Origin of the sequence: Burkholderia sp. SIMBA_051 (assembly GCF_046534915.1) — a bacterium.
GTDB classification, from domain to species: Bacteria; Pseudomonadota; Gammaproteobacteria; order Burkholderiales; family Burkholderiaceae; genus Burkholderia; species Burkholderia ambifaria.
This window is the reverse complement of record NZ_JAWRXS010000019.1, coordinates 1-17,819: the sequence shown is the minus strand read 5'-3', so window position 1 is coordinate 17,819 and position 17,819 is coordinate 1. Positions and strand designations below refer to the sequence as shown.

At 66.5% G+C, this 17,819-nt stretch carries 15 protein-coding genes; 4 read left to right on the top strand and 11 right to left on the bottom strand.

Annotated elements, in window-relative coordinates:
* Positions 1 to 97: 97 nt before the first annotated feature.
* Positions 98 to 784 carry an orotate phosphoribosyltransferase gene (locus tag SB771_RS32420; protein ID WP_006752465.1) on the bottom strand — a complete coding sequence of 229 codons (687 nt, stop codon included), beginning with the start codon at positions 782 to 784 and terminating at the stop codon, positions 98 to 100.
* A gap of 460 nt (positions 785 to 1,244) precedes the next feature.
* On the opposite strand from SB771_RS32420, the gene SB771_RS32415 reads away from it, so the two are divergent.
* Positions 1,245 to 3,515: an NADP-dependent malic enzyme gene (locus SB771_RS32415; RefSeq protein WP_105832052.1), complete on the top strand. Its 2,271-nt coding sequence runs from the start codon at positions 1,245 to 1,247 to the stop codon at positions 3,513 to 3,515.
* A gap of 136 nt (positions 3,516 to 3,651) precedes the next feature.
* Here SB771_RS32415 and SB771_RS32410 read toward each other — a convergent pair whose 3' ends face one another.
* Positions 3,652 to 7,242: an indolepyruvate ferredoxin oxidoreductase family protein gene (locus SB771_RS32410; RefSeq protein WP_175661434.1), complete on the bottom strand. Its 3,591-nt coding sequence runs from the start codon at positions 7,240 to 7,242 to the stop codon at positions 3,652 to 3,654.
* A gap of 320 nt (positions 7,243 to 7,562) precedes the next feature.
* Here SB771_RS32410 and SB771_RS32405 point away from each other — a divergent pair, with 320 nt between their 5' ends.
* Positions 7,563 to 7,754 (top strand): hypothetical protein, encoded by a 192-nt coding sequence (locus SB771_RS32405; protein ID WP_012362877.1) that lies wholly within the window; start codon positions 7,563 to 7,565, stop codon positions 7,752 to 7,754.
* A gap of 114 nt (positions 7,755 to 7,868) precedes the next feature.
* Here SB771_RS32405 and hppD read toward each other — a convergent pair whose 3' ends face one another.
* Positions 7,869 to 8,966: a 4-hydroxyphenylpyruvate dioxygenase gene (hppD, locus tag SB771_RS32400; RefSeq protein ID WP_012362878.1), complete on the bottom strand. Its 1,098-nt coding sequence runs from the start codon at positions 8,964 to 8,966 to the stop codon at positions 7,869 to 7,871.
* Positions 8,967 to 9,179: 213 nt separating this feature from the next.
* Between hppD and SB771_RS32395 the strand changes: the two genes are divergently transcribed.
* A complete protein-coding gene (locus SB771_RS32395) occupies positions 9,180 to 9,704 on the top strand; it encodes an Lrp/AsnC family transcriptional regulator (RefSeq protein ID WP_011655746.1) in 525 nt (174 codons plus the stop codon).
* 66 nt (positions 9,705 to 9,770) lie between these two features.
* Here the strand turns inward: SB771_RS32395 and SB771_RS32390 are convergent, their stop codons facing one another.
* From SB771_RS32390 to paaA, 8 genes are all read right to left on the bottom strand, one after another.
* The gene (locus SB771_RS32390; protein ID WP_011655747.1) at positions 9,771 to 10,418 is read right to left on the bottom strand and encodes a GNAT family N-acetyltransferase; all 648 of its coding nucleotides are present in this window, start codon (positions 10,416 to 10,418) and stop codon (positions 9,771 to 9,773) included.
* A 235-nt stretch (positions 10,419 to 10,653) separates the two neighbouring features.
* A complete protein-coding gene (locus tag SB771_RS32385; protein ID WP_011655748.1) occupies positions 10,654 to 11,259 on the bottom strand; it encodes a TetR/AcrR family transcriptional regulator in 606 nt (201 codons plus the stop codon).
* 22 nt (positions 11,260 to 11,281) lie between these two features.
* Positions 11,282 to 12,097 (bottom strand): DUF1835 domain-containing protein, encoded by an 816-nt coding sequence (locus SB771_RS32380; RefSeq protein ID WP_175661435.1) that lies wholly within the window; start codon positions 12,095 to 12,097, stop codon positions 11,282 to 11,284.
* 130 nt (positions 12,098 to 12,227) lie between these two features.
* Positions 12,228 to 13,316 (bottom strand): 1,2-phenylacetyl-CoA epoxidase subunit PaaE, encoded by a 1,089-nt coding sequence (gene paaE / locus SB771_RS32375; RefSeq protein ID WP_175661436.1) that lies wholly within the window; start codon positions 13,314 to 13,316, stop codon positions 12,228 to 12,230.
* A 2-nt stretch (positions 13,317 to 13,318) separates the two neighbouring features.
* The gene (gene paaD / locus SB771_RS32370) at positions 13,319 to 13,882 is read right to left on the bottom strand and encodes a 1,2-phenylacetyl-CoA epoxidase subunit PaaD (RefSeq protein ID WP_011655751.1); all 564 of its coding nucleotides are present in this window, start codon (positions 13,880 to 13,882) and stop codon (positions 13,319 to 13,321) included.
* Positions 13,883 to 13,907: 25 nt separating this feature from the next.
* On the bottom strand, positions 13,908 to 14,711 hold the full coding sequence (paaC, locus tag SB771_RS32365) for a 1,2-phenylacetyl-CoA epoxidase subunit PaaC (protein WP_126227012.1): 804 nt from the start codon (positions 14,709 to 14,711) through the stop codon (positions 13,908 to 13,910).
* A gap of 10 nt (positions 14,712 to 14,721) precedes the next feature.
* Positions 14,722 to 15,006 carry a 1,2-phenylacetyl-CoA epoxidase subunit PaaB gene (paaB, locus tag SB771_RS32360; RefSeq protein WP_006752453.1) on the bottom strand — a complete coding sequence of 95 codons (285 nt, stop codon included), beginning with the start codon at positions 15,004 to 15,006 and terminating at the stop codon, positions 14,722 to 14,724.
* A 36-nt stretch (positions 15,007 to 15,042) separates the two neighbouring features.
* On the bottom strand, positions 15,043 to 16,041 hold the full coding sequence (paaA, locus tag SB771_RS32355) for a 1,2-phenylacetyl-CoA epoxidase subunit PaaA (protein WP_175661437.1): 999 nt from the start codon (positions 16,039 to 16,041) through the stop codon (positions 15,043 to 15,045).
* Between the two features lie 200 nt (positions 16,042 to 16,241).
* On the opposite strand from paaA, the gene SB771_RS32350 reads away from it, so the two are divergent.
* A complete protein-coding gene (locus tag SB771_RS32350; RefSeq protein ID WP_175661438.1) occupies positions 16,242 to 17,510 on the top strand; it encodes an SGNH/GDSL hydrolase family protein in 1,269 nt (422 codons plus the stop codon).
* Positions 17,511 to 17,819 lie beyond the last annotated feature (309 nt).

The window sequence follows — 17,819 nt, the reverse complement described above, 5'->3', positions numbered from 1 at the left end:
GCGCGGCGTGATGCGGATCGACGGACGAAAAAAAGCCGCTCGCGATCAGGCGAGCGGCTCTTTCAGCCAGGGTGCCGGCCTGCGGGCCGGCGCGGCGTCATTCCTTCGGGGCCGTGGCACCGCCGTGCGCGGCCGACCACTCGGCCGGCGCGTGCAGGAACTTCTCGACTTCGTCGAGCGTCTTGGTCTCGAAGTAGCCCGATGCCTTCGCGACGCGCAGCACGTCCCACCAGGTCGCCAGCGCGTGCAGGTCGACGTCGATGTCCTTCAGGACCGACACGCTTTCCTTGAAGATGTTGTAGTGGAACAGCACGAAGCAGTGGTTCACCGTCGCGCCCGCGGTGCGCAGCGCGTTGACGAAGTTGATCTTGCTGCGGCTGTCGGTTGTCAGGTCTTCCACCAGCAGCACGCGCGAGCCTTCTTCCAGATGACCCTCGATCTGCGCGTTGCGGCCGAAACCCTTCGGCTTTTTGCGCACGTACTGCATCGGCACCATCATGCGGTCCGCGAGCCATGCCGCGAACGGGATGCCGGCCGTCTCGCCGCCCGCCACCGAGTCGATCTGCTCGAAGCCGACGTCGCGCATGATCGTCGTTTCCGCCATTTCCATCAGCGCACGACGCACGCGCGGATACGAGATCAGCTTGCGGCAGTCGATGTAGACGGGGCTTGCCCAGCCGGACGTGAAGATGAACGGTTTTTCGGCGTTGAAGTGCACCGCCTGCACTTCGAGCAGGATTTTGGCGGTCGTATCCGAGATCGACTGACGATCGTAGCCTGTCATGGGCATTCCTTGGGTGATGAGCGAAGAGCGGGCGCGGGCCCGGCGGCGCAGCAAGGGGAACCTGCCGGAGGGGCGGGGGTGCGATCGGCGGGCCAATCGCATCGCTGCGCGCGTAGCCCGCTATTTTACCCGATTCGGGCCGGTTTTCGGCGGAACTCGCGCAGGTTCGACGCGCGGCTCACCACCGGCGAAACAAACGGGGCGCGATCACGCGGAGGCCGATGCCAGGGATGCCGCGGTGCACCAACAGAGGTCATTTAGGGGGTGTACACTAGGCGACCCTTAGAAATCGTTCAGTACTTTGTACTTCCTCTTGCCCACCCGCCAAGGTTCGGTGGCGTGCCGACCCGGTGCGTCGCGAGCCGTCTCGCAGTCGACCATCCCCTCGATCCCGGCAGACGCGGCTCAAGGTGCTGTGTACTGAACCGTCAAAATTTCGCATGTCTCTCGCAGGTCAATCATGGACGAACAACTGAAGCAGGCCGCACTCGCTTATCACCTGAACCCGAAACCCGGCAAGATTTCGGTCACCCCGACCAAGCCGCTGTCGAACCAGCTCGATCTGTCGCTTGCCTATTCGCCGGGCGTCGCCGCTGCGTGCGAAGCGATCCACGCCGATCCGCTCGACGCGCAGAAGTACACGTCGCGCGGCAACCTCGTCGGCGTCATCACGAACGGCACCGCCGTGCTCGGCCTCGGCAACATCGGCCCGCTGGCCGCGAAGCCGGTGATGGAAGGCAAGGGCTGCCTGTTCAAGAAATTCGCGGGCATCGACGTGTTCGACATCGAACTGTCGGAGTCCGACCCCGACAAGCTCGTCGAGGCGATCGCGATGCTCGAGCCGACGCTCGGCGGCATCAACCTCGAGGACATCAAGGCGCCGGAATGCTTCTACATCGAGCAGAAGCTGCGCGAGCGCATGAAGATTCCCGTCTTCCACGATGACCAGCACGGCACCGCGATCATCGCGTCGGCCGCGATCCTGAACGGCCTGAAGGTCGTCGGCAAGAACCTCGCCGACGTGAAGCTCGTGTGCTCGGGCGCGGGCGCGGCAGCGATCGCGTGTCTGGACCTGCTCGTGAACCTCGGCCTGACGAAGTCGAACATCCTCGTCGCCGATTCGAAGGGCGTGATCTACGAAGGGCGCGGCAACCTCGATCCGTCGAAGCAGCGCTATGCGGCGACCACCGACGCGCGCACACTCGCCGACGCGATCGTCGGCGCGGACGTGTTCCTCGGCTGCTCGAGCGCGGGCGTGCTGAAGCAGGACATGGTCAAGACGATGGGCGACCGCCCGCTGATCCTGGCGCTCGCGAACCCGGAACCGGAAATCCGCCCGGAAGACGCGAAGGCGGTGCGCCCGGACGCCATCGTCGCGACCGGCCGTTCGGACTACCCGAACCAGGTCAACAACGTGCTGTGCTTCCCGTTCATCTTCCGCGGCGCGCTCGACGTCGGCGCGACGACGATCACGGAAGAAATGAAGCTCGCGTGCGTGCGCGCGATCGCCGAATTGGCCCAGGAAACCGAGCAGAGCGAGGAAGTCGCGAAGGCGTACGAAGGCCACTCGCTCGAATTCGGGCCGGAATACCTGATTCCGAAGCCGTTCGACCCGCGCCTGATCATCAAGATCGCGCCGGCCGTCGCGCAAGCCGCGATGGATTCGGGCGTCGCCACGCGCCCGATCCAGGACATGGACGCGTACCGCGAGCAACTCGGCGCGACCGTCTACCGCACCGGCATGGTGATGCGTCCGGTGTTCGCGACCGCGAAGCAGAAGCAGGCGCGCATCGTGTTCGCGGAGGGCGAGGACGAGCGCGTGCTGCGCGCCGCGCAGTTCGTGCTGCTGGAAAAGATCGCGAAGCCGATCATCATCGGCCGTCCGTCGGTCGTCGAGATGCGCCTGCAGAAGATCGGCTCGAAGCTGAAAGCCGGCGTCGATTTCGAGATCGTGAATCCGGAAGACGACACGCGCTACCACCGCTACTGGCAGGCGTACCACGAGATCGGCGCGCGCGACGGCGTCACGCCGGAAGTCGCGAAGGCCGCGCTGCGCAAGTTCAACACGCTGATCGGCGCGATGCTCGTGCACCTGGGCGATGCGGACGGGATGATCTGCGGGATGATCGACACGTACCACACGCACTTGAAGTTCATCGAGCAGGTGCTGGGCCGTGCGAACGGCGCCGAGCACTACGCGGCGATGAACCTGCTGATGCTGCCGGGCCGCAACCTGTTCATGTGCGACACGTACGTGAACGAAGTGCCGAGCGCGGAACAGCTCGCCGACATGACGATCCAGGCTGCCGCCGAGATCGAGCGCTTCGGCATCACGCCGAAGGCCGCGCTGCTGTCGAACTCGAACTTCGGCAGCGCGCCGTCGTCGTCGTCGCGCCGGATGGCGGAAGCCCGCAAGCTGATCAGCGAGCGCGCACCGAACCTCGAAGTCGACGGCGAAATGCACGGCGACGCGGCGCTGTCCGAAGCGGTCCGCAAGGCCGCGTTCCCGGGCACGACGCTGTCGGGCGAAGCGAACCTGCTGATCATGCCGAACGTCGAAGCGGCGAACATCGCGTACAACCTGCTGAAGATGGTCGGCGGCGAAGGCGTGACGGTCGGCCCGTTCCTGCTCGGCGCGGCGAAGCCGGTCCACATCCTGACGCCGGCCGCGACCGTGCGCCGGATCATCAACATGACGGCGGTTGCCGCCGCGAACGCGAACACGAAGTAAGTTCGCGCCCGCGTGGGCCGTGCATCACGCGCGGCGCCATGAAAAACGCCACGGAACCCGCGTTCCGTGGCGTTTTTTTGTGTCCAGCGTGCCGCATGGGGCGGGCGACCCGACCGCGAACGCCCGCCGCGCACCGTTACGCGACCTGCTGGCTCGTCTGCCCGGCCGTCGGCGAACGCCACTGCGCGAGCAGCGTGTTCCACTTCTGGCGCACCGCACGCAGGTTGTTCTCCTTCACGTGGCCGTAGCCGCGAATGCCGTCCGGCAGCGCCGCGAGCTCGAGCGCGAGCGGGCGGTTGGCCGCGTTGAGCTTACCGAGCACTTCGCCGATCAGCGCTTCGTACTCGCCGATCAGTGCGCGCTCGGTGCGGCGCTCCTCGGTGCGGCCGAACGGGTCGAGCCCCGTGCCGCGCAGAAACTTCGCCTTCGCGAGCAGCCGGAACGCGGACATCATCCACGGGCCGTACGCCTTCTTCACGAGATGGCCGTGTGCGTCCGTCTTCGCGAACAGCGGCGGCGCGAGGTGGAATTTCAGCTTCCAGTCGCCTTCGAACTGCGATGACAGGCGCGCGAGGAACGCGGGATCGGACTGCAGCCGCGCGACCTCGTATTCGTCCTTGTACGCCATCAGCTTGAACAGATTGCGGGCGACCGCTTCGGTCAGCGGCTCCTGCACGGCGTCGCCGTCCGCCAGCGCGCGTTCGGCAGCCCGCACCCGGTCGACGAAGGCGGCATAGCGCGATGCGTACGCGGCGTTCTGGTACGCGGTGAGGAACTCCACGCGCTTCGCGATCAAGGCATCGACCGCCTTCTTCGTGTGCAGTGCGATCACCGTCGCGCCCTGCACGGGGCGCGCGTCGCCGGCCGCGGCCTGCTTCACGCTCGCGAGGTCGTGCGCGGCGCGGCGACCCCAGTCGAACGCCGCCCGGTTCTTCTCGACCGACACCGCGTTCAGCTCGATCGCGCGTTCGAGCGACGCGAGCGTAAGCGGTAGCCAGCCTTTCTGCCACGCGTAGCCGAGCACGAACGGATTCGTGTAGATCGCGTCGCCGAGCAGCGCGACCGCGAAGCGGTTCGCGTCGATGAAGTCGACGGCCGAGCCGGCCGCCGCGCGGATGTCGTTTTCGGCGGACACGCCCGGGAACGCCCAGTTCGGGTTCTTGATGAACTCGGCGGTGGGCGTCTGCGCGCTGTTGACGACCACGCGCGTCGTGTCGTGCCGCATCCGCGACGTGCATTCGTCGCCGGCCGTGACGATCGCGTCGCAGCCGATCACGAGGTCGGCTTCGCCCATCGCGATCCGCGTCGCGTGGATGTCGGTCGGCGCGTGCGAGATCTGCACGTGGCTCATCACGGCGCCGCCCTTCTGCGCGAGGCCCGTGACGTCGAGCACGGTCACGCCCTTGTTCTCCAGGTGCGCGGCCATGCCGAGCAGCGCGCCGATCGTGACGACGCCCGTGCCGCCGACGCCCGTGACGAGCACGCCGTAGGCTCGATCGATCGCCGGCAGCGCCGGCTCCGGAATCGGCGGCAGCGCGCCGCCGTCGACCGACACGGCCTTCGGCTTCTTCAACTGGCCGCCCTCGACCGTGACGAAGCTCGGGCAGAAGCCCTTCAGGCACGAGAAGTCCTTGTTGCAGCTCGACTGGTTGATCTGGCGCTTTGTGCCGAATTCGGTGTCGAGCGGCTCGACCGACAGGCAGTTCGACTTCACCGAGCAGTCGCCGCAGCCTTCGCACACAGCGTCGTTGATCACGACGCGCTTCGCCGGATCCGGATACGTGCCGCGCTTGCGGCGGCGGCGCTTCTCCGTCGCGCAGGTCTGGTCGTAGATCAGGATCGTCGTGCCGGCGATCTCGCGCAACTCGCGCTGCACGTCGTCGAGCTGGTCGCGGTGATGGATCGTCACGCCCGGCGCGAGCAGCGCCTTCTGGTCGTCGTACTTTTCCGGCTCGTCGGTGACGATCACGATCTTCTTCGCGCCTTCGGACGCGAGCTGGTGCGTGATCTGCGGCACCGTCAGCACGCCGTCGACCGGCTGGCCGCCCGTCATTGCGACGGCGTCGTTGTAGAGGATCTTGTAGGTGATGTTCGCCTTCGACGAGATCGCCGCGCGCACCGCCAGCAGGCCCGAGTGGAAATAGGTGCCGTCGCCGAGGTTCGCGAACACGTGCTTTTCGTCGGTGAACGGCGCCTGGCCGATCCACGGCACGCCTTCGCCGCCCATCTGGCTGAAGGTGCTCGTGCTGCGGTCCATCCACACCGTCATGTAGTGGCAGCCGATCCCGGCGATCGCGCGCGAGCCTTCCGGCACGTTGGTCGACGTGTTGTGCGGGCAGCCCGAGCAGAACCACGGCTTGCGCTCGGTCTGCACGTGCGGTTTCGCGAGCGCCATTTCCTTCGCGTTGATCACCGCGAGCCGCGCGGCGATGCGCGCGCGCACGTCGGACGGCAGCTCGAACTTCTCGAGGCGCGTCGCGATCGCTTTCGCGATGATCGCGGGCGACAGTTCGTAGTGCGCGGGCAGCAGCCAGTTGCCCATCGGCACCGACCATTCGCCGCCGGCGCCGTCCTTCTCGTCGAACTTGCCGAATACGCGCGGGCGCTGCGCATCGGGCCAGTTGTACAGCTCTTCCTTGATCGCGTATTCGAGGATCTGGCGCTTTTCCTCGACGACGAGGATTTCGTCGAGGCCGCGCGCGAAGGCCTGCGCGCCTTGCGCCTCGAGCGGCCACACGCAGCCGACCTTGTAGAGGCGGATGCCGATCCGGGCGCAGGTTTCGTCGTCGAGGCCGAGGTCGCTCAGCGCCTGGCGCACGTCGAGGTACGCCTTGCCGCCCGTCATGATCCCGAAGCGCGCGGTGGGCGAGTCGATCTCGATCCGGTCGAGCTTGTTCGCGCGCACATAGGCGAGCGCCGCGTACCACTTGTAGTCCAGCAGCCGCGCTTCCTGCACGAGCGGCGGGTCGGGCCAGCGGATGTTCAGGCCGCCTTCCGGCAGGATGAAGTCGGTCGGCAGCACGATCTCGGTGCGATGCGGGTCGATGTCGACCGACGCCGACGATTCGACCACGTCGGTCACGCACTTGAGCGCGACCCACAGGCCCGAGTAGCGGCTCATCGCCCAGCCGTGCAGGCCGAAGTCGAGATATTCCTGCACGTTGGACGGGAACAGCACCGGCAGCCCGCAGGCCTTGAAGATGTGTTCGGACTGGTGCGCGAGCGTCGACGATTTCGCCGCGTGGTCGTCGCCGGCGAGCACCAGCACGCCGCCGTGCGGCGACGAGCCGGCCGAGTTCGCGTGCTTGAAGACGTCGCCGGTGCGGTCGACGCCCGGGCCCTTGCCGTACCACATGCCGAACACGCCGTCGTACTTCGCGCCGGGGTACAGGTTCACCTGCTGCGACCCCCACACGGCGGTGGCGGCGAGATCTTCGTTGAGACCGGGCTGGAAGACGATCTGGTGGGAGGCGAGGTGCTGCTTGGCCTTCCACAGCGAGAGGTCGAGGCCGCCGAGCGGCGAACCGCGATAACCGGAGATGAAGCCGGCCGTGTTGAGGCCGGCGGCGCGGTCGCGTTCCTGCTGGAGCATCGGCAGGCGCACGAGCGCCTGGATGCCGCTCATGTACGCGCGGCCGCGTTCGAGCGTGTATTTGTCGTCGAGCGTGACGGACTTCAGCGCGGCTTCGAGCGAAGCGCGTTGGTCTGCGTCTAGCGGGGCATTCATTGAACAGTCTCCTCCACCCAGTTTGGGATCACCAAAGCTTCAAGTGCGTCGACGTCTTGTGAACGTCTCGGCAGTGGCCGGCATATTGGCCGGTTTTAAGCGATGGTAGCACTGGGATAAACCCGTCGCCCACCGGCCGGTCGGCCACCGCGCGTCGACAAAACGGCGTGCCGCCATGCGTTACATCATGTAAAAGCATGTAAAGCCGGCCCCATCTTCGTACAAATGCCGTTAATCTTGTCGGCCTGCCGGAGGTGCCCGGTCGCGTCGGCCCGTTTCGACGCAACCGGGGAGGCGCCGGCAGTTTTTAAGGAGGTGCAATGAACACACGTCATATCCAGAGTTTCCTGATCGTGTCCGCGGCGTTTTTCGCGATGACCGGCCCGGTGCACGCGCGCGGCGCGAGCGCACTGGCGGCAGCCGGCGCGCAGATGCGTCAGATCGCGCCGGCGCAGGACGCCGCCGCGCAGCCGGCCGAGCGCGCCATCGCAGCGAAGGCGAACGTGCGTTGATCCGTTCGCGCGGCCGCCGGGCCGCGCCGACACGCGCAGAACGACGAAAGGGCGGGAATCGCAAGATTCCCGCCCTTTTTTCTTGTGCCGCCGATGTGCGCGCGGCCGTGAGCGTCAGGCCTTGTCCTGGACCACGCCGCGGCGGATCTGGTCGAGCTCGATCGATTCGAACAGCGCCTTGAAGTTGCCTTCGCCGAAGCCCTGGTTGCCCTTGCGCTGGATGATCTCGAAGAAGATCGGGCCGATCTGGTTCTCGGTGAAGATCTGCAGCAGCAGGTCGTCGCGGGCGCCGTCGATCAGGATCTTGCGCTTCTTCAGCTCGTCGAGCGATTCGCCGTGGTTCGGCACGCGGCGGTCGACCAGCTCGTAATAGGTGTCGATCGTGTCGAGCAGCTTCACTTCCTTGCCGCGCAGGCCGTCGACCGCGCCGTAGATGTCGTTCGTGCCGAGCGCGATGTGCTGGATGCCTTCGCCGTGATACGCGTCGAGGTATTCCTGGATCTGGCCGGCCGTGTCCGAGCCTTCCTCGTTGATCGGGATCCGGATCTTGCCGCACGGCGACGTCATCGCCTTCGACTTCACGCCCGTCACCTTGCCTTCGATGTCGAAGTAGCGCACTTCGCGGAAGTTGAACAGGCGCTCGTAGAACTCGGCCCATTCCTGCATGCGGCCGCGATGCACGTTGTGTGTCAGGTGGTCGATGTAGGTGAGGCCGTGGCCGACCGGGTTCGGGTTCGCGCCGGCGATCGGCTCGAAGTCGACGTCATAGATGCTGATGTCGCCGATCGCACCGGGCTGCGCGCCGTTCTTGCCGCGCCAGCGGTCGACGAAATAGATCAGCGAATCGCCGATGCCCTTGATCGCCGGGATGTTCAGCTCCATCGGGCCCGTCTTGTTGTCGAAGCCCCACGCGCCGAGGTCGAGCGCGTGCTTGTACGCCTTCGCGGCGTCCTGCACGCGGAACGCGATCGCGCAGATCGACGGGCCGTGCAGGCGCGCGAAGCGTTGTGCGAACGAATCGGGTTCGGCGTTGATGATGAAGTTGATGTCGCCCTGGCGGTAGACCGTCACGTCCTTGTGGCGATGGCGTGCGATCGCGGTGAAACCCATCCGCTCGAACAGCTGTCCGAGCGCTTTCGGATCCGGTGCGGTGTATTCGATGAATTCGAAGCCGTCGGTGCCGACGGGGTTCTCCCAGTTGGGGATCTGCATGCCGTGTCTCCTGTGTGCTGTGCGAGCGGCCGGGGCGAGGTGGGGAACCCGGCCGGTTTCAAGTCGAAGGCGATGCGTGCCGCGGCGCGCGCCACGCATCGCTCCATGCGACAAAGTGTAGCGGGCAGGGGCGAGCGTAAACTTGCGAACTTAATTGTCCGTGCCTACGATGACGCAATTTCAAGTCTCGAAATAATCATCGGAGGGCAGAAAATGGCGCAGGCCGAATTGGATGCCATCGACCGGCGGATTCTCGCGATTCTTCAGGAGAACGGCCGCCTGTCGAACCAGGAGATCGCCGAGCGCGTGAACCTGTCGCCGAGCCCGTGCCTGCGGCGGATCCGGCGGCTCGAGGAGATCGGCGTGATCACCGGCTACGTCGCGCTGCTCGATCCGCAGAAGCTCGGGCTCGACCTGCTCGCCTATGTGAGTGTGCGACTCGAGAAGCGCGGCGGCCTGGCGCCGGTCCGTGCCGACGAGACGTCGGCGCGCGCGGGCGCGACCCACGCGGAACTGTTCCGCGCGGCCGTGCAGACCTGGCCGGAAGTGGTCGCGTGTCATGCGATGACGGGCGACATGGATTACCTGCTGCGCGTGCAGGTCGAGGACATGGCGCACTTCTCCCGCTTCGTGCAGGAGCATTTGCTGCACCACCCGTCGGTGATCGACGTGAAGACGAGTTTCTCGCTCGAGTGCTTCAAGGAGACGACGGCGTTGCCGATCCGGTCGGTACGCTAGCGCGCGGCGAGGAAGGGGCAAGGAAGAAGGGCCGGGCGCCCCGCGGGGCAGCCCGGTCGGCCGATGTCACGCCGTCAGCGTGGCGGGCATCAGCGATTCGATGAATTTCGACGTGCGGTGCGCCTGGCGCTTGAGCGCATAGTCGAACACCGCGGCCTGTTCCTGCAGCATCTCGGCGAGGATCGTCGAGTGGTCGGCCGGCGGCAGCGACAGGTACGCATCGGCTTCGCCGTACGCGTATTCGATCCGCATGCCGGACTTCTTCGCGATGTGCATCATCGTCGCGTTGCGCGACAGGCAATGCATGTACAACATCGTCACGCGGGTGTTGCGGCTGCGGATCGCCGCGCGCTCGAACAGCTTCGAGCCGACGCCGCGGCCGCGGGCGCTTTCGAGCACCGACACGCCGAATTCGGCCGTGCGCTTGTCGCCTTCGACCGGCAGGTACGCCAGGTGGCCGACGCCGATCAATTCGAGCGCATGGTCGAACACGCCGAACACGGTGTCGCGCCCGAAGTCGAGCGTGCGGACATAGTTCTCGATCACGTGGTCGGGCACCATCTGGCCGAAGCGCAGCAGGCGGTCCTCTTCGTCGAGCGAGAGAAAGTGGGTGAGCATGCGCTCACGGTCTTTGGAAGCCAGTTCCCTGACGAGAACCGGCGCAGTACCGGCGTGGCCGACGGCATCGGCACGGCGGTTGGATTGCGTGTTCATCGTGGGTTCCTCAGTGTGGTGCTGCACATGTGTGTTGTGCGACGCAACAGCATTTTACCCGAGCGGGGTTGGGGAAAACCCGTATTTGACGTTATTTGTGCTGAGGGGAAATTCTAAATCCGCTTAGTTCATTTGCTATCTATTTGATTTTTAACGGATTAAAAATTCATCATATGAAATGCGCGGCGGGCTGCCGCAGTGTGCCCGCCACGCAACGCATGCTGCTCTGCGGCAATCACGCGCCGGCCGACAGCCCCCGCTCCATCAGGTCGATCACCTGTTCGGCGAAGTCGCGGTAGCCGAGGCGCCCGCCCGGCTTGAGCCACGTGAACGTCCAGTTGATCATCCCGAACACCATCATCGTGACCGACGTCTGGTTTTCCTTGGAGATCCGGTCCGGATAGGCGCGCGCGAGCTGGCGCGCGAAGGCCGCGACGATGTCGCGCTGGCGATCCAGCACGATTTCGCGCTGCGCATCCTCCAGATACTTCACGTCGTTGAGCAGCGCGACGTGGCGGCTGTGCGACGTCTCGTACTCGGCGAGGAACGCCCGCACCAGTTCGGCGAACGCGTCGCGCTCGCTGAGGCCGCGCCGCTGGCTCGCGCCTTCGACCTCGGCGATGATCAGCATCAACCGTTTCGTGTAGCGGTCGAGCAGGTCGAACAGGATTGCTTCCTTGCTCTCGTAATAGTGATAGAGACGCGCCTTCGACGTGCCGCTCGCGGTCGCGAGATCGGACATCGACGTGCTCGGATAGCTCGTTTGCGCGAATTTCTCGGCGGCGAGATCGAGGATCTGCTCGCGCTGGGATTCGTGGTCGGGCGCTCGGGTACGGGCCATGGTGGAATGCGAAAGAGTAGCGTTAGCGGGGCGCGGCGGGCGCGCGTACCTGCGTGAAAGAGAGGGCGGCCGGCGCGTCGTCCTGCAGCTCGAGCCGGCCGGCTGCCGCGAGCTCGCGGCAGCGCCACCAGGCGATCGAGTCGCTGACGAACAGCCCGCCGCGGTCGGCGCCGGCCATGATGCCGCCGACCACGCGCCGTGCGGGTTGCCAGCCGGGTTCCGCATGCGCGGCGATCAGCGCGTCGAGGTCGGCGTACTGGCCGCTCTTGATCGTGTTGCTCACCCAGTAGCGCAACTCGGCATTCAGGTGCTTGGCCTCCTGCCATTCGAGCGCGAGGCGGCCGATGCGCAGCACCGAGACCGGCGCGGCCATCGGCCGTTTGCGGGCGAGCGCCGCCGGCGAGAACATCCCGGTCGAACAGGCCTGGTCGGTGCGGGTCAGTGCTGCGCGCTGCGATGCGTCGAGGTCGGCGGCCGACAGCCGCACCTCGTTCAGGCGCTGCGGCACGTTGCGCAGGTGATAGGCGACGCGGCGCAGCAGCAGTTTGTCGCCGACGCTCGGCGCGTGCCACACGACCACCTGGCCGGTGTCCATCGCGAGCTGGTCGAGGCGGGCGAACTCGCCCTGGATTTCCGCATTCCAGTCGGGAATCTGATCGCCGAGCACGCGCTGCCAGAAGGCGGCGCGCGTGTCGGGCGTCTCGTCGGCGCCCTTCAGCGGCCCGACCGCGAGATCGTCGAGCAATCCGACGACGCGCTCGTCGCGTCCGGCTTGCGCGAGCGCCTCGCGTAGCGACGCGGCGGCGGTGCCGCCCTGAATCACGTGAATGGTACTCATCGGCCTGTCATCGAACAAAAGAAAACCGCCGGACGGGCGGACGCGATGACGTCCAGCCGGCCGGCGGCCCCTAGTGTAAGCGAGATGTGTGACGACGAGAAACCGGCACGCCGCGCCGGTCCGACGCCGCTCAACGCTCGTCGAAGCTTACGACGACCTTGTCGCTGATCGGGTGGCACTGGCACGTGAGCACGAAGCCGTCCTTCACTTCGTGTTCCTCGAGCGTGTAGTTCTTTTCCATCCGCACTTCGCCTTCGACCACCTTCGCCCGGCACGTGCAGCACACGCCGCCCTTGCACGCGTAGGGCAGCGCGAGGCCCGCGCGCAGGCCGACGTCGAGCAGGCTCACGCCTTCGTGCGGCAGACGCAGCTTGCGCTTCTTGCCGTCGAGCACGATTTCGAGGTCCGCGGCAGGCGTCGTGTCGGTGATCTCGACGACGGGGGCGCCGGCCTGCGGCAGCGGCGTGCCGAAGCGTTCGACATGCACCTTCGCCTGCGGCACGCCGGCTGCTTTCAGCGCGGCTTCGGCTGCGTCCATCATCGGCGCGGGGCCGCAGATGAACGCTTCGTCGATCGCGTCGGCGGGCATCAGCGTGGCGAGGAATTCCGCGCATTTCGCCTGGTCGAGGACGCCATTGAACAGCTCGACGTCCTGCTGGTCGTCCGACAGTACGTGATACAGGACGAAGCGGTCCATGTAGCGGTTCTTCAGGTCTTCGAGCTCCTCCGCGAACATGATCGCGTCGACGCTGCGGTTGCCGTAGATCAGCGTGAACGTGCTGCGCGGTTCGAGTTCGAGCGTCGTCTTCACGATCGCGAGCACCGGCGTGATGCCCGAGCCACCGGAGAACGCGACGTACTGCTTGCCGTGATCGGCGTTCAGGTGCGTGAAGAAGCGGCCGTCCGGCGTCATCACGTCGATCGTGTGGCCGGGCTTCAGCGTGTCGAACGCGAAATTCGAGAAACGGCCGCCGCGCACGCGCTTGATGCCGATGCGCAGTTCGCCGTCGCGGTCATAGTCGGTCGTGCCGACACAGATCGAGTACGAGCGGCGCGTTTCCTCGCCGTCGATATGGGTCTTCAGCGTGACGAACTGGCCCTGCGTGAAGCGGAACGCGTCGCGCAGCTCCGGCGGCACGTCGAAGGAGACGGTAACGGCGTCGGCGGTCTCGGGGCGCACGTCGCGGATACGCAGCGGGTGAAATTGCGGAGTCGCCATGATCAATAGGGTTTGAAGTAGTCGAAGGGTTCGCGGCAGTCGACGCAGCGATACAGCGCCTTGCAGGCCGTGGACGCGAATTGCGCGAGACGCTCGGTGCGCGCGGAGCCGCAGCGCGGGCAAACGGGCGCCGCGACCGGCCGCGGCACGAAACGCACGACGGTTTCCCGTGGCGCGGCGCTGCCGCACTGACCGACGGGCGGCGCGATGCCGTAGGCGCGCAGCTTCTCGCGCGCTTCCTGCGTGATCCAGTCGGTCGTCCACGCGGGCGCGAGCACCGTCTCGATCCGGTGCGGCGGCAGGTCGGCGGCCTGCAGCGCGGCGGCGATGTCCTCGGCGATCTGCGACATGGCCGGACAGCCGGAGTAGGTCGGCGTGATCACGACTTCGAGCAGGCCGTCGTCCGCGCGACGGACGTCGCGCAGGATGCCGAGCTCGCGGATCGACACAACCGGGATTTCGGGATCGGGCACTGCTTCGAGCACATCCCACGCACGCGCGAGCAACGGATCGTGGCGATGCGCGGCGGGCGTGGCGTCGGCGGGTGTGGCGGTCTGGACGGACATCGTCGGGCTCCGTTGGGTCGGCCGGTTACCAGCTCGCGCCGGGGTGCTGGCGCGCGAGGCTCTGCATTTCCGCGAGCAGATAGCCCATGTGCTCGGAATGCTCGCCCTGCTTGCCGGTCGTCACATGCTGGACGGGTGCCGGCAGGGTGAGCGTCGCCTCCGCGAGCGCATCGTCCACGTCCGCGCGCCACGCGGCTTCGAGCGCGGCCGGTGCCGGGGCGATGCCCAGTGCGGCGACCGCGTCGTCGATCGCGTCGGCCGCGAAGAATTCGCGCGTGTACGGAATCAGGTAATCGAGCGCGGCCTGCGCGCGGCGATGCGATTCGTCGGTGCCGTCGCCGAGGCGCACCAGCCATTCGCGCGCGTGCTGCACGTGATAGCGGGTCTCCTTCACCGATTTCGCGGCGATCGCGGCGAGGTGCGCGTCCGTCGACGTTTCGAGCGCCGTCCACACGTGCAGCATCAGCGTTGCGTAGAGGAAGTTGCGCACGATCGTCACCGCGTAGTCCTTGTCGGCGTGCGCGGTGCCGGCGATCGGGCCGTAGTGCGGCAGCTCGGCGAGCGTGAAGTTCGCGAATTCGCGCTCGGTGCGGAAGTACGCGTAATCGTCTTCCGTCTTCGCCGCGCCGTTGAGCTGGCGCTCGAGTTCGGCTGCGTGCGTATACAGCATGCGGGCCTGGCCGATGAGGTCGAGGCTCATGTTGGTGAGCGCGATGTCTTCCTCGAGGATCGGGCCGTGGCCGCACCATTCGGCGTTGCGCTGACCGAGGATCAGCGCATTGTCCGCAAGGCGCAGCACGTAGGAGAGGTGTTCGGGCGTGATCGTCATGGCGCGGGCGTTACATGTGGTTGACTTCGTCGGGCAGCGTGTAGAACGTCGGGTGACGGTAGATCTTGTCGCCCGCCGGTTCGAACAGCTCGGCCTTCTCGGCCGGATCCGACGCGGTGATCGCCGACGACGGCACCACCCAGATGCTCACGCCTTCCTGGCGGCGCGTGTAGACGTCGCGCGCCATGCGCAGCGCCATCGACGCGTCGGCCGCGTGCAGGCTGCCGCAATGCTTGTGGTCGAGCCCCTGCTTGCTGCGCACGAACACTTCCCAGATCGGCCATTCCTTGTTCATCACTCTCTCCTGAATCCTGTATTCGAGGGTTGCCGCTCAGGCGGCGTGCTGTTCGGCGCGGACTCGGCGCTTCGCTTCGTGCGCGAGCGCGGCTTCGCGTACCCACGCGCCGTCGTCGTGCGCCTTCACGCGGGTCGCGAGGCGTTCCTTGTTGCAAGGGCCGTCGCCGTTGACGACGCGCCAGAATTCATCCCAGTCGATCGTGCCGTAGTCGTGGTGGCCGCGCGTCTCGTTCCATTTCAGGTCGGGGTCGGGCAGCGTCACGCCGAGTACCTTCGCCTGGTCGACCGTCGCGTCGACGAACTTCTGCCGCAGATCGTCGTTCGAGATCCGCTTGATGCCCCATTTCGCGGACTGGCTGCTGTGGACCGAGTCGGCGTCGCTCGGGCCGAACATCATCAGCACCGGCCACCACCAGCGGTTCACGGCCTGCTGGACCATCGCGCGCTGCGCGTCGGTGCCCTTCATCATCGACAGCAGCGCATCGAAACCCTGGCGCTGGTGGAACGACTCTTCCTTGCACACGCGGATCATCGCGCGCGCGTACGGGCCGTACGTGCAGCGGCACAGCGGAATCTGGTTCATGATCGCGGCGCCGTCGACGAGCCAGCCGATCACGCCGACGTCGGCCCAGGTCGGCGTCGGGTAGTTGAAGATGCTCGAGTATTTCGCCTTGCCGGCGTGCAGCGCGTCGATCAGCGCATCGCGCGATACGCCGAGCGTTTCGGCCGCGCTATATAGATAGAGGCCGTGGCCGGCTTCGTCCTGGACTTTCGCGAGCAGGATCGCCTTGCGCTTCAGGCTCGGCGCGCGCGAGATCCAGTTGCCTTCCGGCAGCATGCCGACCACTTCCGAGTGCGCATGCTGCGAGATCTGGCGGACCAGCGTCTTGCGATAGGCGTCCGGCATCCAGTCCTGCGGTTCGATCTTGCCGTCCGCGGCCATGACCGCGTCGAACCGCGCTTGCTCGGGCGACTCGGCTGCGGCGTCGAGCGGCGCGACGTTGCCGGGGATGTCGAGGGATTGCGTGTACATGGCGGAGATTCCCGTCCGGTTGAATGTGTGCGAAGTATAAACCAACCGACCGGTCGGTTAATAAATTTCTTGTGCATTTGCGGCAAGACTGGGGTAAACGAGAGGCGTCGGGGCTCGATCGCTGCACGGGAAGGCGGTTCGGCGCGTGAGATCGGCGGCTTCTGCGGCACAATGCCCGCTTTCCGATGAGGATTTCGCCGATGTCATTTCGAAGCAGTTTCGTCGCGACCGTGCTGGGCGCGTCCATGTTCCTGTCGCCGCTCGCGGCCTCGGCCTCGGCCCAGGCCGGTTGGGTCGCCGCGTGGGCGACTGCCTTGCAGCCGATTCCCGACCTGGCTGCGCCGCCGCCGCTCTATCGTGCGCCCGACGTGGCCGGGCGGACCGTTCGGCAGATCGTCTATCCGACCGTATCGGGACATGCCGCGCGGATTCGCGTGAGCAATGCATACGGTCGCGCGCCGCTGGTGATCGACGCCGCAGGTCTTGCGCGCGCGGGTGACGGCGCGACGCTTGCCGATGGGGCGAGCACGGCCGTGCGCTTCGGCGGCAAGGCATCGGTGACGCTCGCGTCGGGCCAGGAGCTCGAAAGCGACCCGGTGGCGATCGACGTGACAGCCGGGCGGCCGTATGCGATCAGCCTGCGGATGGGGGCGAACCAGCGGATGACCGCCTGGCACCGCGTGTCGAACCAATTCAATTACGTATCGGCGCCGGGCGATCACGTGAACGACCCGGGTGCCGGCGCATTCCGCACGCGCTTTACCCAATATGCGTGGGTGACCGAATTGGCCGTCGAGGCCGGAGCCGCGCGGGCGAGTGTCGCGGCGATCGGGGATTCGATCACCGACGGGCTGCGCTCGAGCCTGAACCGCAACCGTCGCTGGCCGGATGCGCTGACGCTTCGGCTGACCGCGGCAGGTTCGAATACGCTCGGCGTGGTGAATCTCGGGATCAGCGGCAACCGGTTGCTCAGCGATTCGGCGTGCTACGGCACGTCGCTCGCGTCGCGGTTCGAGCGCGATGCGCTTTCGCGCGCGGGGGTGAAGGCGGCGATCGTGCTGATCGGCATCAACGACATCAACTTCGCGGCGATGCCGCCGCGGGCGGGGCTCGATTGTGACAGCCCGCATACGCAGGTCACGGCCGCATCGTTGATCGACGGCTACCGCCGGTTGATCGAGGCCGCGCACCGCCAGGGCGTGAAGGTATTCGGTGCAACGCTTACGCCTGCGGCATTGCCGGCCGGGCGCGAGGCGATCCGGCTCGAGGTGAACCGGTGGATTCGGAGCGGCGGCGGGTTCGACGGTGTGGTCGACTTCGACGCGGTGCTGCGCGACCCGGCGCGCCCGAGCGTGCTGCTGCGCCGATACGACAGCGGTGACGGCATTCACCCGAGCGACGCCGGCTATACGGCAATGGCCGACGCGGTGCCGATGGAGCAACTGCACGCCGCGGTTGGCGGCAAGTGAAATCGCCCAGTACATATATATAGAGAGAGAGGGAGTGCGACCAGCCGCCAGCTGCTTCAGGGTCGGGTGGTGCGTAGTCCGTAGAGCCCCCAGCCCCCGTGCGCGGCAGCGTCCGGGGGCTTTTTCAAAATATTTTCACAAAAGGGGTTGCGTCGGCGGGGGCGGGTGCTTAGAATCACGCCTCTTTCGCGCTAACGGAAACACGGCGCGGGAGGAAGGGAAGCGGTGCTGTCGAGGGTTGCTGTAGGAACCCCGGCGCACACGAAGTTGAACCCCTCGCCGTCGCAACGAAGCAGTTCAGAAAGTTGT

What these genes read in the sequence shown, in the direction of transcription:
- SB771_RS32380 (WP_175661435.1), bottom strand. Translation starts at nt 12,097, where the DNA reads ATGAGTACCATTCACGTGATTCAGGGCGGCACCGCCGCCGCGTCGCTA.
- SB771_RS32405 (WP_012362877.1), top strand. Translation starts at nt 7,563, where the DNA reads ATGAACACACGTCATATCCAGAGTTTCCTGATCGTGTCCGCGGCGTTT.
- SB771_RS32410 (WP_175661434.1), bottom strand. Translation starts at nt 7,242, where the DNA reads ATGAATGCCCCGCTAGACGCAGACCAACGCGCTTCGCTCGAAGCCGCG.
- paaC (WP_126227012.1), bottom strand. Translation starts at nt 14,711, where the DNA reads ATGACGATCACGCCCGAACACCTCTCCTACGTGCTGCGCCTTGCGGAC.
- hppD (WP_012362878.1), bottom strand. Translation starts at nt 8,966, where the DNA reads ATGCAGATCCCCAACTGGGAGAACCCCGTCGGCACCGACGGCTTCGAA.
- SB771_RS32390 (WP_011655747.1), bottom strand. Translation starts at nt 10,418, where the DNA reads ATGAACACGCAATCCAACCGCCGTGCCGATGCCGTCGGCCACGCCGGT.
- SB771_RS32415 (WP_105832052.1), top strand. Translation starts at nt 1,245, where the DNA reads ATGGACGAACAACTGAAGCAGGCCGCACTCGCTTATCACCTGAACCCG.
- paaD (WP_011655751.1), bottom strand. Translation starts at nt 13,882, where the DNA reads ATGTCCGTCCAGACCGCCACACCCGCCGACGCCACGCCCGCCGCGCAT.
- SB771_RS32385 (WP_011655748.1), bottom strand. Translation starts at nt 11,259, where the DNA reads ATGGCCCGTACCCGAGCGCCCGACCACGAATCCCAGCGCGAGCAGATC.
- paaE (WP_175661436.1), bottom strand. Translation starts at nt 13,316, where the DNA reads ATGGCGACTCCGCAATTTCACCCGCTGCGTATCCGCGACGTGCGCCCC.
- SB771_RS32395 (WP_011655746.1), top strand. Translation starts at nt 9,180, where the DNA reads ATGGCGCAGGCCGAATTGGATGCCATCGACCGGCGGATTCTCGCGATT.
- SB771_RS32420 (WP_006752465.1), bottom strand. Translation starts at nt 784, where the DNA reads ATGACAGGCTACGATCGTCAGTCGATCTCGGATACGACCGCCAAAATC.
- paaA (WP_175661437.1), bottom strand. Translation starts at nt 16,041, where the DNA reads ATGTACACGCAATCCCTCGACATCCCCGGCAACGTCGCGCCGCTCGAC.
- paaB (WP_006752453.1), bottom strand. Translation starts at nt 15,006, where the DNA reads ATGAACAAGGAATGGCCGATCTGGGAAGTGTTCGTGCGCAGCAAGCAG.
- SB771_RS32350 (WP_175661438.1), top strand. Translation starts at nt 16,242, where the DNA reads ATGTCATTTCGAAGCAGTTTCGTCGCGACCGTGCTGGGCGCGTCCATG.